This window comes from Burkholderia sp. Ax-1719 (assembly GCF_011753055.1).
In the GTDB taxonomy this organism is placed as follows: Bacteria; Pseudomonadota; Gammaproteobacteria; order Burkholderiales; family Burkholderiaceae; genus Paraburkholderia.
This window is the reverse complement of record NZ_VWWJ01000026.1, coordinates 64,679-79,302: the sequence shown is the minus strand read 5'-3', so window position 1 is coordinate 79,302 and position 14,624 is coordinate 64,679. Positions and strand designations below refer to the sequence as shown.

The 14,624-nt window shown below is 66.2% G+C and carries 9 protein-coding genes; 4 read left to right on the top strand and 5 right to left on the bottom strand.

Annotation, left to right across the window (positions count from 1 at the left end; genetic code table 11):
* Nucleotides 1–40: 40 nt before the first annotated feature.
* From F3J17_RS30575 to F3J17_RS30560, 4 genes are all read right to left on the bottom strand, one after another.
* Nucleotides 41–3,832, bottom strand: coding sequence for a DUF748 domain-containing protein (locus F3J17_RS30575; protein WP_167068364.1), 3,792 nt, complete (start codon nucleotides 3,830–3,832; stop codon nucleotides 41–43).
* 308 nt (nucleotides 3,833–4,140) lie between these two features.
* Complete coding sequence (locus tag F3J17_RS30570) at nucleotides 4,141–5,574, bottom strand: DUF1254 domain-containing protein (protein ID WP_167068361.1); 1,434 nt, start codon at nucleotides 5,572–5,574, stop codon at nucleotides 4,141–4,143.
* Nucleotides 5,575–5,794: 220 nt separating this feature from the next.
* Complete coding sequence (locus F3J17_RS30565) at nucleotides 5,795–6,076, bottom strand: hypothetical protein (protein WP_167068358.1); 282 nt, start codon at nucleotides 6,074–6,076, stop codon at nucleotides 5,795–5,797.
* A gap of 3 nt (nucleotides 6,077–6,079) precedes the next feature.
* Complete coding sequence (locus tag F3J17_RS30560) at nucleotides 6,080–6,562, bottom strand: hypothetical protein (protein WP_167068355.1); 483 nt, start codon at nucleotides 6,560–6,562, stop codon at nucleotides 6,080–6,082.
* 221 nt (nucleotides 6,563–6,783) lie between these two features.
* Between F3J17_RS30560 and F3J17_RS30555 the strand changes: the two genes are divergently transcribed.
* Both F3J17_RS30555 and F3J17_RS30550 read left to right on the top strand, forming a co-directional pair.
* Complete coding sequence (locus F3J17_RS30555; RefSeq protein WP_167068352.1) at nucleotides 6,784–9,306, top strand: heavy metal translocating P-type ATPase; 2,523 nt, start codon at nucleotides 6,784–6,786, stop codon at nucleotides 9,304–9,306.
* 329 nt (nucleotides 9,307–9,635) lie between these two features.
* Nucleotides 9,636–11,678, top strand: coding sequence for a methyl-accepting chemotaxis protein (locus F3J17_RS30550; protein WP_205195036.1), 2,043 nt, complete (start codon nucleotides 9,636–9,638; stop codon nucleotides 11,676–11,678).
* A 54-nt stretch (nucleotides 11,679–11,732) separates the two neighbouring features.
* On the opposite strand, the gene F3J17_RS30545 is transcribed toward F3J17_RS30550, so the two are convergent.
* Nucleotides 11,733–12,653, bottom strand: a complete 921-nt coding sequence (locus F3J17_RS30545) for a peptidyl-prolyl cis-trans isomerase (protein WP_167068349.1) — start codon at nucleotides 12,651–12,653, stop codon at nucleotides 11,733–11,735.
* A 446-nt stretch (nucleotides 12,654–13,099) separates the two neighbouring features.
* Here F3J17_RS30545 and F3J17_RS30540 point away from each other — a divergent pair, with 446 nt between their 5' ends.
* Both F3J17_RS30540 and hypD read left to right on the top strand, forming a co-directional pair.
* Nucleotides 13,100–13,501, top strand: a complete 402-nt coding sequence (locus F3J17_RS30540) for a hypothetical protein (protein ID WP_167068346.1) — start codon at nucleotides 13,100–13,102, stop codon at nucleotides 13,499–13,501.
* Between the two features lie 64 nt (nucleotides 13,502–13,565).
* Nucleotides 13,566–14,558 (top strand): hydrogenase formation protein HypD, encoded by a 993-nt coding sequence (gene hypD / locus F3J17_RS30535; RefSeq protein ID WP_167068313.1) that lies wholly within the window; start codon nucleotides 13,566–13,568, stop codon nucleotides 14,556–14,558.
* Nucleotides 14,559–14,624: the final 66 nt, after the last annotated feature.

Sequence of the window (14,624 nt, the reverse complement as noted above, 5' to 3'; positions counted from 1 at the left end):
GCGCAGCCACGCGCCTCGTTTCATCGTCATATCGGCGCGATCACTTCAGGCCGAAATCCACCCGCGTCGTCGCGCCCTTGTCGTCGATACCCTTGGCATCGAGCTTGGGCGCGACCACGAACACGCGGCTCGGATCCACCTTGCCCTCGAAGTACTGCTGCACCGCCTGCGCACGCTGTTGCGCGAGATCGCGCAGCGACGCGTCGTCCACGGGTGCGTGTTCGGCCAGCGCCTGCTTCATGTCGTCCACGGGCAGAGACTTCGTGAAGCCGATCATGTTGTGAGGCTTCTTGAAATCGCCTGCCTTATACGCCTTGGTCAGGTATTTTTCGTATTCCTTCTGATCGACCTGCACCTCGGACGTGTCCACGCTTTCGCCATTGCCCACGGTGTCCTTGATCTTCTGCTGGCGCACCAGCCGATCCACATACTTCTCGCGCAACGCAGGCGTATCCACGGCCGGATCGACGCGGCCAATCAGATCGATCTTGATCGAAGGCTTGTCCTCAAGCGCCTTGGCGATGGTGTCGAGCTTCTTGTCGTCGGCGTCGGTGAGTTTCGCCGAGCCTGCCGCAAACTCCACATAACCCAGTTCCTGACCGCCGCCGCCGAATGCATTGGCGAGCAGCGAGAACGGCGCGGTCACGGCCTTGGCGATCAGGTTGAGCACCGCCTTCCAGATCAGTCCGCCCAGACTGAACTCCGGATTCGAGAGCGAGCCCGACACCGGAATATTCACGTCGATTTCGCCGCGCCGGTTCTTGAGCAGCGAAATCGCCAGGCGCACCGGCAGCTTCGTCGCCGTATCGTTATCGACGTGATCGCCGAAAGTCAGCTGGTCGATGAAGATATGGTTGTTCGCCGAGAGCTGGTCATCGGCAAGCTGATAGTGCAGATCGACGTTGAGCTTGCCCTTGGTGATCGGATAGCCCGCGTACTTGGTCGAATACGGCGTGAGGTTGGTGAGTTCGATATCGTGCGCGCTCGCCGTGAGGTCGAGCGAGGGCTTGGCGATGAGCGGATTCACCGTGCCCTTGATCGCAATCGGTCCGTTCGCGGCCAGTTTCGCCGATACATCGACCGGCGCAGGCGTGGTCGATTCCGTGCCGAACGCGCCCACCGTGCCCTGGATCTGCACGAGGTCGGCGGTGTAGTTCGGCTTGATGAAGTTGTCGGTGTAATTCACGCGGCCCGCCTGCAACACCAGCTGGCCGAAATGCAGGTGCACCGGTTTCGATGGCGGCTGCGCGGCGGTCACGGTCGTGGCCGCGCCCGAAGCCGGCACCGGCGCGGAAGCCAGTTCAGGCGCGCTCGCCGCCTGCGGCGTGAGCGGCACCGGCTCGCGGCCGTCCTTCGACGCGCTCGTGTCGCGCGTGAGCGACTGCGCTTCGCCGCTTTGATGCGCCACCACGTCCTTGAGATTGAGCTTGCCTTGCGCGTCCAGCAGCACACGGCCGTAGAAGCCAGCGAAGGTCACGCGGCTCGCATCGACGTCGGTGCCGCGCGCGTCGTCGTAACTCACCTTCATGTTCGACAGCGCAAGCGAGCGCCAGCCCGCGAACGGGTCCGAGGTCGCCTTGTCGAGCATGCGCACGTCCACCAGCGCCGCGTCGCCGCGATAGTTCGCCTTGAGCGCCTTACCCTGCTCCACCGCCAGTTGTCCCTTCATGTTCAGCAGCGCGCTCGCAATCACGGCGTTGAGCTGGTTGCCGAAATACGGCTCGAAGGCGGCGGCGTCGAGCCGGTTTGCGTCGATTTTCAGTTGCGCCTTGAGCGGCGTTGGGTTCACATCGCCGCTGAGCGCGAGCGTGCCTTTGCGATTGACGGTCGCCTTAAGGTCGATGGGCAGCGCATGACGCATATCGTCGCTGATCTGCTGAACCTTCAGGTCGAGCGGCGTAATCGCGAGCTTGACCGGGCGCGGCGTCGTGCTGTCCGTGAAATTGACCGAGCCGCCGCTCACGCTGACGTTATCGATCTTGTAGTGCCAGGCCGGGCCTTCCTGCACCGACTTCTGCGCGGCGTGGATCGCCGTGCGCTGCGGCGCGGCTTCGTGCGGCGCCGCCAGCTTCATCAAATCGATGTCGCCGTTCTTCAGGCGTTCGACGTTCAGCGCAAGGCCGTTCGCTTCCACCGATGCGATCTGCGCCGTGCGCGCCGCGAGATCGACCTGGCTGACCTGCACCGTGCCTTTGGCGAGCGCCAGCGCGGGCGTCTTCGCCCCACGCGCGGCGATCTTGAGCGAATCGAGGCCGAGCGTGCTCGCGCCCACCTGCACCGCGGCGGGCGACTTCGACCAGTCCGCCGTCACGGTCGAATCGAGCGTGAGCTTGCCATCCACTACCTGCGCGGCAGTCGCGCTATCGATATACGGCTGCCAGACCGGCAACGGCAGCGCCTTCACGGCGATCTTCGCGTCGGCGCGCTTCGCCGCCATGCCGAAGTTGCCCGCAACCTGCACTGTGCCGCCGTTACGGTCATCGAGCGCGAGCGTGTACGGCGCGCCCGCTTTCGCCGTAGTCGAGAAGTTGGCGAGCGTCGCGGTAATGTTATTGAGTTCGTGATCGACAGGCCGCGACGCGGCTTCGTCATGCACATGCAGCGTGCCGCCCGCGATCGCCAGTTGATGAACCGACAGGTCGAGCGGCGGCGCTTTTTCTGCCGGCTCCGCCGCCCTGGCACTCTCGCCCGATGCCGGTGCAGGGGCGCTCGCAGCCTTCGCTTCGGCGGGATTTTCGCCCTTCGCTTCGGCCTTCGCGGCCGGCGCGCCCACCAGCTTTTCGACGCTCAGCACACCGGCCTTGTCGCGCGACAGCCAGACCGACGGCGCATCGAGGCGAATCGTGTCGAAGCGATAGACGTTGCCAAACGGTTCGAGCGACGCCGCCGCCACGTGCAGCCCGTGCGCGCCAAAGAACGGCGCATTGGCGTTGTCGGTTGCGTCGATATTATTCAGATCGGCCGTGCCGGAAACGCGCAAGGTGGGCTTCTCGCCCGTCATCACGAAATCGAGTTTCAGATTTGTCGACAGCAGGCCGCTCTTCACCGTGACGGGCAGTTTCGTCGGCGAATAGGTGAGCAGTTTGGGCACATCGAGATCGGTCAGACGCAGCTCGACTTCGGACTCGCGCGAGGCGGCGAAGGGCTTGGTCTTGCCGTCGATGGCGAGCGTGCTCGCGCCGTCGATGCGCGCGCGCAACAGCGGCTCGACGAAGATGTCGGTCTTCGACGCCAGCGTGGCGATGAACGGAATGCCCAGCGTCCAGCGGTCGATCACATGCTTCTCGTTGAGCAGGCGATCGTCGAACGTGATCTGGCCGTTTTCGACGCGAATGTTCGACACCGAAAACTGCGCGGGCTTGCTGCTGGGCTTTTCCGACGGCTTCGAGAATTTGTCGATCAGATCCGAAAAATTGAAACGCTGCGCATCCATGCGCACGATGGTGACGCGCGGCGAATCGAGCCGGACTTCATCGACGATGGGCGCAAAACGAAAGATCGACGACCACGACGGCTTCACCACGAGCCGTTCGACATCGACGAAATCGCCCTGCCCGCCGCGCTCGCCGATATGCACGCGATCCGCTTCGAGCCGCAGCGTGTAGGGGTTCAGGGCGATACGCGCGATCGTTACAGGACGATCGAGCTGCTGGCTCAATTGCTGCTCGGCGATATGGCGGATCAGCGGCGGCGCGGCAAAGAAACCGAGCAGGCCAAAAATCACCAGGAAGATCAGGATTCCCGTGAAGATGCGGCGGGTGCGCGGCGCGCGGGCGACGGCGCGCACCGATTGCAGGGAGGTTGTCAGCGATGCTTTGTTGAGACTTGCCATGCTTGCTGGCCAGTGACGCGGCGACAGGCGCACCGCGGATGGTGGAACGGCTTGGGCCGCGCCCGGCCGAACAGGCAGCCCCACGCAACTCCAGGCGGCATTCGGCAGACGGATTGGCCCGACAGCCGGAAGTATAGGCCCGATGCCGCTTTGCGCGGCTGTAAAACGCCGGGTGGCGCGAGCGTGACGGAGGGAAGAAAGCACACACCGCAGAACGCGGCAGGCAAAGAAAAAAAGCGGCGTGGCCGCCGCTTCATGAGCTTCGCGGAGCGGCGTGCGCGCCGCTCCGCTGACCTCTTACCGACGCATCACTGACGCTCGATGGCAGGCGGCTGCCAGCTGCCGTCGGTTGCCTGCGGCTTCGGTGCGTACATGCGCAGCACGAGACGGAAATCGCCCTTTGGCGCAGGCACCCAGTTGCTGCCGCCGCGCGGACGATCGGCGCTCACGTGCACGTCGATCGAACCGTCGCGGTTGCGGTGCGCACCATTGCGATCGCCGAACGCAATGCGCACCGGCGCGTCGCCGTCGAGCGCGCCGTCCGTCGTGTAGGCCGTGATCGACCAGAAGCCGCGCACCGGCGGCACCTGCTTCGCGGAGAAGTGGATCACATAGCGGTTCGCGCCGTTGAGCGCGTGACCGTCCGTGTCCTGCGCGACGCGTGCGCGCACTTCGTCGCGGCTCGTCGGCAGACCCGGCGACGCCCACGCCGCGTAAGCGCGCAGCGCGTAGTCCGGACCATAGTTGCCCGCATCGTCGCCGATCCACGTCCAGCCGTTGCCCGCCAGCAGGTTCGACGGCGGCGTCGCCACGCGCGTGCGGCCATCGGCCAGGCCCGCATTGACCAGCGCCATGTCCTTGCTGCCCGAGGGCAGTTGCGCCGCGTCGCCGGCCTGCACGCCGATGTCGCCGAGAATCTTGATCGCGTGCTGATCGTCGGGCACCGGCGCGTTGTCTTCCATCGCCAGCGCCAGGCGGCTGAAGAAGCCATTGGCGTCGAGCGCCGCAACCTGCGCCGACGGCGTGCCCGTGGCGACCGGATCGCCGCTCAGGCCCGCGCCCGTCTGGGCGTCGGCCTGCGCGGCGCGCTTGCCGTGAGCGTCCCACGCCGACAGCGGCGCCACGCGCAGGCTGCGCTGCAGACGGCGCACCGCGTTCAGATCCGCGCCGCCGCGCGTCTGGATGCGCGCGATGAACCACGCATAACGCGTGCTGACGTCGATACGCTTCACGCGCGCGGGCAGCGTGCCCTTCCAGCCAGCGGGCACGAACGCAATCGTTTGCGCCTTCAGACCGTTCACACGTTCGTTGGCTTGTGACGCCGTCGACCAGAGCACATTGGTCCACATGTCGAGCGCGCGCGCATCCATGTAGCGGCCATGCGTGTCAGGCAACGAAATCAGCACCGGCTCGCTGCCCAGATCGAGCCAGCCGGATGACACGAGCGTGTCGAGATTCGGTTCGGGCGGGCTCGATGCGCCAACCGGCGGCAGCGCTTGCGCATTGCGCAGCGTGTTCGCCGCGGCCTGGCCAGGCGCGCTGCCGGTGGCGGCCGCGCGCGACACGTCCATCAGCACGAGCGGATAGCCGAACACATAAGAATCGGAAACCTCGTCCTTGACCCAGCCGTTGCTTTTGGGCGCAACGCTTTCAGGCGTGGACGCGCATCCGGCGATGAGCGCTACGCCCGCCAAAGCGGCGCAGGCGCGAAAAAAAGGAATAGTGCGACGTGTTGTTGTCATTTGTTGGTTCTATACGAAGCGGGCGGTCCATGAAGTGACGTCGACCGGCCTCAAACGCCACGCGCCAGCCCCCCCAAGGGCTGTTGGTCCAGTGCGCGCAGCGGGGCCAATGCCGCCGGATGGTATCGTATCGTCCGCTTCGGCCCAAGAAAAGTGTGATGGGTGGAATTCTGAGTTACGGCGGGGACGGGTGATCGCGGGGTTTGAGCCACCGGCCAGCTCAAGGCTTGCGATCGATCTGCTTGTGTGTCGCGACGCGCCTCAAGGTCGCGAGCGTGCCATCGAGTTCGAGCGAAATCTTGTACGCACGATTGACGGTCACATCGATGGTGTAGAGCTTGGGATTCTTGTAGCCGCCAAGCGAATGAAACCGGCGGCCGGGAGGAATGGGATTTTTGAGCAGATCCCGCAACACCTGATCGACCTCGTCCCGCAACTCATGGCTCAGCGCCTTGTATTCTTTCTGGAAGCGCGCCGTGAACTGAACGGATTCGATCGCCAAGGCTTATCCCTTCAGGGCTGCGATCAGGTCCGCGGCGGATGTGTGCTTGCCGCCCGCGACTTTATCGAAATCGGCTTCGTGCTCGCCCAGCGCCCAGCACAGGTCGTTCAGGGCGTTATGGGCGGCAGCCAGTGCATCGAGCAGGCCGTCGAATGCCTCGACAACGCCGTCGTCTTCATGCAGTTCGGGATTCTGCGCGGCAGTCGCGCGCAGTTCGGAATGCGCCTCGAACGAGCAGCCGAGCGCGTCTCGGGCGGCTTCGAGCTTCACCAGCGCCGAGCCGTCCTGGTCCAGCGGCCCCTTTGCCCGCTTGAGCGCCTGGATAAATTCGTGCGCCGTGCCCGTCAGCGAAATCAACTGATCGCGTTCCGCCCAGCACGCATAGATGACGTCGTCGATCGCCGCGAGAAGCTCGACACTGCGGGCGGCCTGAAACTCGACAAATTGCCCGAAGGACCGTAAGTGCGAAATCTCATTGCGAATCATGGCGTACTCCGCACCGCCAGCGGCGGCTCCCGGGATTGTTTACAAAGGCGTGATCCATCATCTTACCGGGAAGTTCAGGGTTCTATACCGTCGCCAAAGCCCGCGAGCGCATCCGCATCAATCGCGCCCCATTTGCAATAACACGTCGCCCTTGACCTTCCCATCATGGGAACGTAGATACTGCTTCATATCGAATCAGATCGCCTTTGCGTTTGAACATCATGAACGAACCCCTTCTCGTCGCGAACGCCGAAAAAGCCGGGCAGGCACAGCTCGACATTCGCGGCATGACCTGCGCATCGTGTGCGATGCGCGTGGAAAAGGCGCTGGCGAAAGTGCCCGGCGTCACGCGCGCCAGCGTCAATCTCGCCACCGAACGCGCCACCGTCGAAACCACCGCCGATCCTCACAGCGTCAGCGCCTTGAGCCAGCAACTCGTAGCCGCCGTCGAGAAGGCCGGCTATGAGGCCACGCCCGTTGCAGCTCCCGAACCCGCTGCCGTCGAAGACGACAGCGCCAGCTTCGCCATCGGCGGCATGACCTGTTCGGCGTGCTCGAATCGCGTCGAAAAAGTGCTCGCACGCGTGCCGGGCGTGACCAGCGCCAGCGTCAACCTCGCCACCGAAGAAGCCTCGGTGCGCCTGGATGCGCCGTTCGACGACGCCATGCGCGAGCGCCTCGTTGCCGCCGTGCACAAGGCCGGCTACGAAGCGACGCCCATCGACAAAAACCCGCCCGCCGCCGTAGAACCCTCGTCCGCTACCGAAGCGCCGCCCTCTCGCGCGGCCCTCGCTGAAATCGCCGCGCGCCGCGAACTGCGCGCCGTGCTGATCTCAGGCGTCCTCACCGTGCCGCTCGTCGTGCCGATGTTCGGCCACTGGCTCGGCCTGCACTGGATGCTGCCCGCCGCCGCGCAATTCGTGCTCGCCTCGGTCGTGCAGTTCGGCTTCGGCGCGCGCTTCTACCGCGCCGCCTGGAAAGCCGTGCGCGCCTTCGCGGGCAATATGGATCTGCTGGTCGCGCTGGGCACCTCGGCGGCCTGGGGCGTGAGCGTCTACGCGATGCTCGCGCATCCCGGCCAGACCGCGCATCTGTACTTCGAGGCCTCGGCGGTCGTCATCACGCTGGTGCGCTTCGGCAAATGGCTCGAAGCGCGCGCCAAGCGCCAGACCACCGACGCGATCCGCGCGCTCAACGCCCTGCGCCCCGAGCGCGCGCGCATCCGCGAGCACGGCGTGGAGCGCGAGGTGCCGCTCGCGCAGGTGCGCGTCGGTGCAATTGTGGTCGTGCGTCCCGGCGAGCGGATGCCAACCGACGGCGTCGTGCTCGAAGGCCGCAGCCATATCGACGAATCGCTGATTACAGGCGAGAGCCTGCCCGTGCCGAAGTCGCCCGACGACAGCGTCACCGCCGGTTCGATCAACGGCGAAGGGCTGCTGGCCGTGCGCACGACCGCCATCGGCGCGGAAACGACGCTCGCGCGCATCATCCGTCTGGTCGAAAACGCGCAAGCGGAAAAAGCGCCCATCCAGCGTCTGGTCGATCGCGTGAGCGCGGTGTTCGTGCCAGCAATCCTCGTGATCGCCGCGCTCACGCTGGGCGGCTGGCTGCTCGCGGGCGCTTCCGCCGAAACGGCGATTCTCAACGCCGTGGCCGTGCTGGTGATCGCCTGCCCGTGTGCGCTGGGGCTTGCCACGCCTGCCGCGATCATGGCGGGAACGGGCGTCGCGGCGCGCCACGGCGTACTCATCAAGGATGCCGAAGCACTTGAAACCGCGCACGACGTCGGCGTCGTCGCCTTCGACAAAACCGGCACGCTGACGCTCGGCCAGCCTTCGCTCGCGGCGTTCGAGACGGCGGACGGCGTCGCGCACGCCGATGCACTGGCGCTCGCGGCGGCCGTCCAGCAGCACAGCGATCATCCGCTCGCGAAAGCGGTCGTCAACGCCTTCGCGGCAGAGGCGCAAGGCGCGGCGCTCCCCGCCGCCGCCAATGCTCGCGCGGTGCCCGGACGCGGCGTGGAAGCGCATGTCGATGGCCGCCGCCTCGCGATCGGCAGTGCGCGCTGGGTCGACGAACTCAAATTCGCGATTGCACCGGCGCTCGCCGAACGCGCCCATGCGCTCGAAGCGCAAGGCAACACGGTGTCATGGCTGATGGACACGCAAGCGCAAACCGTCCTGGCCCTGCTCGCTTTCGGCGACACTATCAAGCCGACCGCACGCGACGCCATCGCGCGCCTGAAGGCAATGGGCATCCGCAGCGTGCTGGTGACCGGCGATAACGCGGGCAGCGCACAGGCCGTGGCAACGCAGCTCGGCATCGACGAAGTGCATGCCCAGGTGCTGCCCGACGACAAGGCGCGAACCGTGCGCGACCTGAAGATCCGCACGGGCGCGATCGTCGCGATGGCAGGCGACGGCATCAACGACGCGCCGGCGCTCGCCGCCGCCGACATCGGCATCGCCATGGCCACCGGCACCGACGTCGCCATGCAGGCCGCCGGCATCACGCTGATGCGCGGCGATCCGGCGCTGGTGGCCGCCGCCATCGACATCTCGCGGCGCACGTGGCGCAAGATCCAGCAGAACCTGTTCTGGGCTTTCGTCTATAACCTGATCGGCATTCCGCTCGCCGCGTTCGGCCTGCTCAACCCGATGCTCGCGGGCGCCGCCATGGCGTTTTCGAGCGTGAGCGTGGTGACCAACGCGCTGCTCCTGCGCACCTGGCGCGAGCGTCGCTAACGCGGCCGCGCAAGGCGCGGCTTCGCACGAGCCGCGCCAGCCCCCCATTCCTTAGACGATTGCGCACGCAACAAATAATTATTTCAGCGTGCGAAATATCTCAGCGGTTATAACGCTTTCTGGGCGCTGCTTCGCCGCGCATCCAGCGCCATGCCTGGCGCTCCGGGGTCTCGCGTTCGCACCCCATATAGACGCATGCCGCGATAACGACGCAAACGTTCGCGCTTTTTACGTCGCACCCCTCAAGGATCGCAAAAGCTGGCCGTAATCCGTATGCCAGCGCTTCGAAAGCGCCAGTTCCCAGCATCGTTTTTTCAGGAACCGCTTCAATGATTTCATTCGTCCAGCGACGCACCAGTGTCGGTGTGCGCCTCGCGCTGCTCTCGTGCGTGATCGTCGCGGCGATCTTTATCGCCTTCACCCTGGCGCTCACCCATAGCGCCTCCACCCAGGTTGGCGAGCAGGTGCGCGCGCGCATCGCCGAAAAGGACAATTCGGTTGCCTCGACAATCTCGCTGATCGACAGCGCGCTCGACGCCGAAGTCGACCGCGCGATGACGCTCTTCGCGAGCTTCCTGCCCGGCGACTTCGCGCTCGATCCCACGCAGACCGTCGATATCGGCGGCAAGGCCACGCCGACCTTCAAGGTGGGCGATCACGTGCTGAACCTCGACTTTTCGATTCCCGATCAGTTCCTCTCGCGCAGCGGCGCGATCGCCACCGTGTTCGCACGCAGCGGCGACGACTTCGTGCGCGTGACGACCTCGCTCAAGAAGCAGGACGGCTCGCGCGCGATCGGCACGCTGCTCGACCGCAAGGGCCCGGCCTACGAGCCGATCATGGGCGGGCGCAGCTACTCGGGCCTCGCGCAACTGTTCGGCAAGCAGTACATCACCGAATACAAACCCATCACCGACGCGAGCGGCAAGGTGATCGGCGCGCTCTTCGTGGGCGTGGACGTGGACAAACAGATCGCGGCGATCAAGGCCGAGATCGGCAAGCTCAAGCTCGGCGACACCGGCTATTACTTCGTGATGGACGCGTCCGGCGGCCCCGCGCGCGGCACCTTCCTCGTGCATCCGGCCGCGGCGGGCCAGCATTTCGACGATGCCAACGCGCCCTGGTCGCGCATGCTCGACGCGCACGAAGGCACCTTCGATTACACCAGCGCCGACGCCACGCTCGGCGAGCGCGCGCCGCGCGCGAAGCTCGTCTCGTTCGTGAGCGCGCCGCAATGGCAGTGGATCGTGGGCGGCGTGGTGCCGCGCGACGAAATCATGGCCGAAGTGAACGCCACGCGTAACCGCTTCCTGGCGATCGGCTTCGCGCTCGTCGTGCTGTTTGCGGCGCTGGCGATCTACGCGGCGCGACGCATGGTGAGCCAGCCGCTCGACGCCGCCGCGCACGCCGCGGGCCGCCTGGCGGCGGGTGACCTGACCGTGCGGATCGGCGCGGCACAACACGCGAGCGCCTCGCACGGTTCGCTCGATTCGCTCGCGGGCGCTTCGGGTGCGTCGGCAGTTTCTGCCGCCGCGCAGAGCGCCGACGAAATCGGCCGCCTCACCCAGGCCATCGACGGCATCGGCGTGGGTCTTGCGCAGATCGTCGCGCAGGTGCGCGGCGCGAGTGCGCAGATGAGCGACGACACCGGACGCATCGCCGCCAGCAGCGGCGAAATCGCCGAACGCATCGCCAGCCAGGCGAGCAGCCTCGAAGAAACGGCCGCGAGCATGGAGGAAATCACCTCGACGGTGCAGCAGAACGCCGATCACGCCCAGCGCGCCAACGCCGTGGTGACGGGCGCCGCCGACGCGGCGCTCGACGGCGGTCGCGCAGTCGAACGCGTGGTCGCGACGATGCAGGACATCAGCCGCGCCTCGCAAAAGATCACCGACATCACCAGCGTGATCGACGGTATCGCGTTCCAGACCAATATCCTCGCGCTCAACGCGGCCGTGGAAGCGGCGCGCGCGGGCGAACACGGCAAGGGATTCGCGGTGGTGGCGAGCGAAGTGCGCGCGCTCGCGCAGCGCAGCGCGGCGGCGGCGCGCGAGATCGCGGTGCTGATCGCGGAATCGTCGGAGACGGTCGATACGGGTTACCGCATCGCGGGCGAAGCGAGCACGACGATGCGCGACATCGTCACGCGCGTGGAGGAAGTGCGCTCGATCATCGCCGAGATCAGCGTGGCGTCGCGCGAGCAGTCGGGCGGCATCGAGCAGGTGAACATCGCCGTGTCGCAGATCGGCGAGGCGACGCAGCAGAACGCCATCCTCGTGGGCGACGCCGAGCGCGCCGCTGCGGCGCTGTCGGAACAGGCCGCCACGCTCGCGCAGCTGGTGAGCGTGTTCAAGCTGCGCGGCGAGCGGTAATTCAGCGTGGGCGCTTGATCGACACTCAAGCGCCCACCTTGCGACTCGCGAGCGTTACTGAACGATGGTCGCGCTCTGCACCAGCGATTTGACGAGCTTTTCTGCGCCCGCGTCCATCGCCTCGGCGGTCAGTTCGCGACGGATTTCGTCCTTCACCTCGTTGAACGGCTGCACCTTCATCGCGCGCTTGTCCTGGAGCTTCACCACCACCCAGGCCTGATTCGAGCGCACCGGCTGCGGCGCCACGCCGCCCACCTTCAGTTGCGCCAGCGCACGGGCGAAATCGGTCGGCACGCCGTGCGTCTGGCCGTCCTTGACCGGCGTCTTGAAGCTGACCCACGGCATTTCGCCGCCATTGGCCTTCGACGGCACCATGCTGTAATCGCGAGCCAGCGCGTCGAACGGCTGCCCCGCCTTCGCCTTCGCGATAACGTCCTGCGCAAGCTTCTGGTCGGCCACCACGATCACCTGCGGCTTGAATTCGAACTTGCCGAGTTCGACATTGGTGCTGTCATAGCGCGCGCGGATTTCGCGCTCGGTCGGCGCGGGGACGTGCACGTTGTCCTGCATCCAGGAACGGATCTCAATGTCGGTCTTGCTGGCGTCATTGGCCTGAACGACTTCGGGGCGCTGGTCGTAGTGCGCCTTGACGGCTTGCTGGCGCATTACTTCGCGCACGATCAGCTGCTGCTTGAGCGCCTTGCGCAGTTCGGGCGTATCGGTTGCGTCCTGGTTGTGGCTGATGACGGTCTGCACCGCGGTATCGAGCGCGGCTTGCGGAATCTGCACGCCGTTGACCACGGCCATCGCGCCGGCCGGCAGGCCTGAAGCAGCACCTGCTGCGGTGGCGCTGGCCGCGCTGGCAGGAGCAGGCAGCGCCTGCGCGAAGGTCGGCAGCGAGGTGGCGAACATGGCACACGCACCGAGCGCACGCAGCAGTGGGGACAAATGCAACTTCGGAAACTTCGGGAACATCGACTTGGACTCCAATGGTGGGAGGGCCAGCGGCCCGCGCCCGGCATTATCGCCCGTGCGGGGTGGCGCAGACGAAATGGGCGCGGCGGGACCGTTGCAAGCTGTGTTGGCGCGCTTCGTGGCCGTTGGAGAAAAAACCCATCGGATCAATAGCTTGAGCAGGATGCGGACAGGTTTTCCACAAGGCTGTGAACAAAAACTGTGGATATCCCTCCTCACCTGACCCATGCGCCGACCCTCCATCCGCAACATAACGCAACGTTTTGCCCGTCCCGCCCGCTCGCCCGCTTGCGCCTCAGACCTTTACCGGGCATAGCGTCAGCCCGACTTTCGCTTGCGCAGGATCAACAGCCTCCGCGCGCGCCCACAGGCGGCTTGCGAGATGCTGCTAACTTTCGCCGTCATTTTCAGCGCGCCTCAAAACCGCTCGCCTTGCCCCAAACGTCATGCCCCGATTCGCCCACTCCACCCGGTCCACCCGATCCACCCGACTATCCGGGCCGCCAGCCGCCGCTTCACTCTCGTCGCGCAGCCTGGACGCCGTCATTGGCCTGCCCGCGCGCATCGTCTGCGCCGAAGGTCTCGCCGCGCAGGCCGTCACGCGCCATGGCGCCTGCGCACTCGGCCTCGCGCATACCGGGCCGCTGCCCGAGGGCGCGTGGGTGCTGGCTTCGGACGGCGCGGCGCGCGCGGTGATCGATTCGGGGCGAGCGCGAGCCATCGACGCGGCGCTCGATCTGCTCGACGCCATCGCCCGCGGCGATCTCGACGAGACGCACGCGTCAGGCGGCCTGGCCCGCTATTTCGCGGTCGTGAGCCGGCACGCTGATATCACACTCGCAAAATAAACAAAGGATTCCGAAGCGACTCCGAAATCGCACATCCGGGCGATTCCGGCGAGACCATCCCGCCATGAAACCCACCGACGACCTCCACCACTCCGTCTTCGCGCGCGGTCTTTGCGCGCGCATCCACGACGCCGTCGAACTGCGCCGCCAATATCGGTTAATGAGTTTTTGCCGCGGCCACGCGCAGGCGATCGCGCGCCACGGTCTGGCCGCGCTGCTGCCGCCGCAGGTCGAGCTGATACACGGCCCCGGCTGCCCCGAGTGCCTGCTGCCCGCCAGCCAGGTCGATCGCATCATCGATCTCGCGCATGGACAGGGCGTCACGCTCTGCGTGAGCGATGCCATGCTGCGCGTGCCGGGAGCGGTGCACGCGAATGTGCTTGAGGCCCGTACGGCGGGCGCGGACATCGTCGTGCTCGACACGCCCGGCGATGCATTGGCGCTCGCACGCGCCCAGCCGCAGCGTGAAGTCGTCTATCTCGCCACCGGCTTTGAAGCGGCCATGCTCGCGACCGCCGACGCGCTGATGCAGGCGCGCGCGCTCGCGTGCCCCAACTTCACCGTGCTCGGTAGCCATATGCTGACGCCCGCAGCCATGCGCCATCTGGCCGCCGACGATGCCATCGGCGAACACGCGCAACTCAACGGGTTTCTCGCGCCTTCGCATGTCAGCCGGGTAATCGGCGTGGCGCCTTATCGGTCGATTTCGCGCGATTTCGTCAAGCCGGTCGTGATCGCGGGACCGCAGACCATCGACGTGCTGCAAGCCGTGCTGATGCTCGTCACGCAGATCAACGAATGCCGCGCCGATACGGAAAACCAGTACGCACGCGCCGTGACCGAAGCCGGCGACATGCATGCGCAAAGTCTGGTGGATGAGGTATTCGAGGTGCGCGAGTCGTTCGTCTGGCGCGGCCTCGGGCGTGTGCCGTACAGCGCGCTGGCGTTGCGGCCCACGTTCGCGCAATGGGACGCCGAACGGCGCTACGCGCTCCCGTGGGCCGAAAGCGCCAGCGCCGCATCGGCGCATACGCATACGCTGACGCTTGCCGCGTAAGGGAAATGGCGCGATGGGGGCGCCGTTCACGCGCCCCCGCGCGTCCCCTTACCGCGCGACGCTACC

Excerpts from the sequence above, each read along its gene's own strand:
- F3J17_RS30575 (WP_167068364.1), bottom strand. The coding sequence starts at position 3,832 with ATGGCAAGTCTCAACAAAGCATCGCTGACAACCTCCCTGCAATCGGTG.
- F3J17_RS30570 (WP_167068361.1), bottom strand. The coding sequence starts at position 5,574 with ATGACAACAACACGTCGCACTATTCCTTTTTTTCGCGCCTGCGCCGCT.
- F3J17_RS30560 (WP_167068355.1), bottom strand. The coding sequence starts at position 6,562 with ATGATTCGCAATGAGATTTCGCACTTACGGTCCTTCGGGCAATTTGTC.
- F3J17_RS30555 (WP_167068352.1), top strand. The coding sequence starts at position 6,784 with ATGAACGAACCCCTTCTCGTCGCGAACGCCGAAAAAGCCGGGCAGGCA.
- F3J17_RS30550 (WP_205195036.1), top strand. The coding sequence starts at position 9,636 with ATGATTTCATTCGTCCAGCGACGCACCAGTGTCGGTGTGCGCCTCGCG.
- F3J17_RS30545 (WP_167068349.1), bottom strand. The coding sequence starts at position 12,653 with ATGTTCCCGAAGTTTCCGAAGTTGCATTTGTCCCCACTGCTGCGTGCG.
- F3J17_RS30540 (WP_167068346.1), top strand. The coding sequence starts at position 13,100 with ATGCCCCGATTCGCCCACTCCACCCGGTCCACCCGATCCACCCGACTA.
- hypD (WP_167068313.1), top strand. The coding sequence starts at position 13,566 with ATGAAACCCACCGACGACCTCCACCACTCCGTCTTCGCGCGCGGTCTT.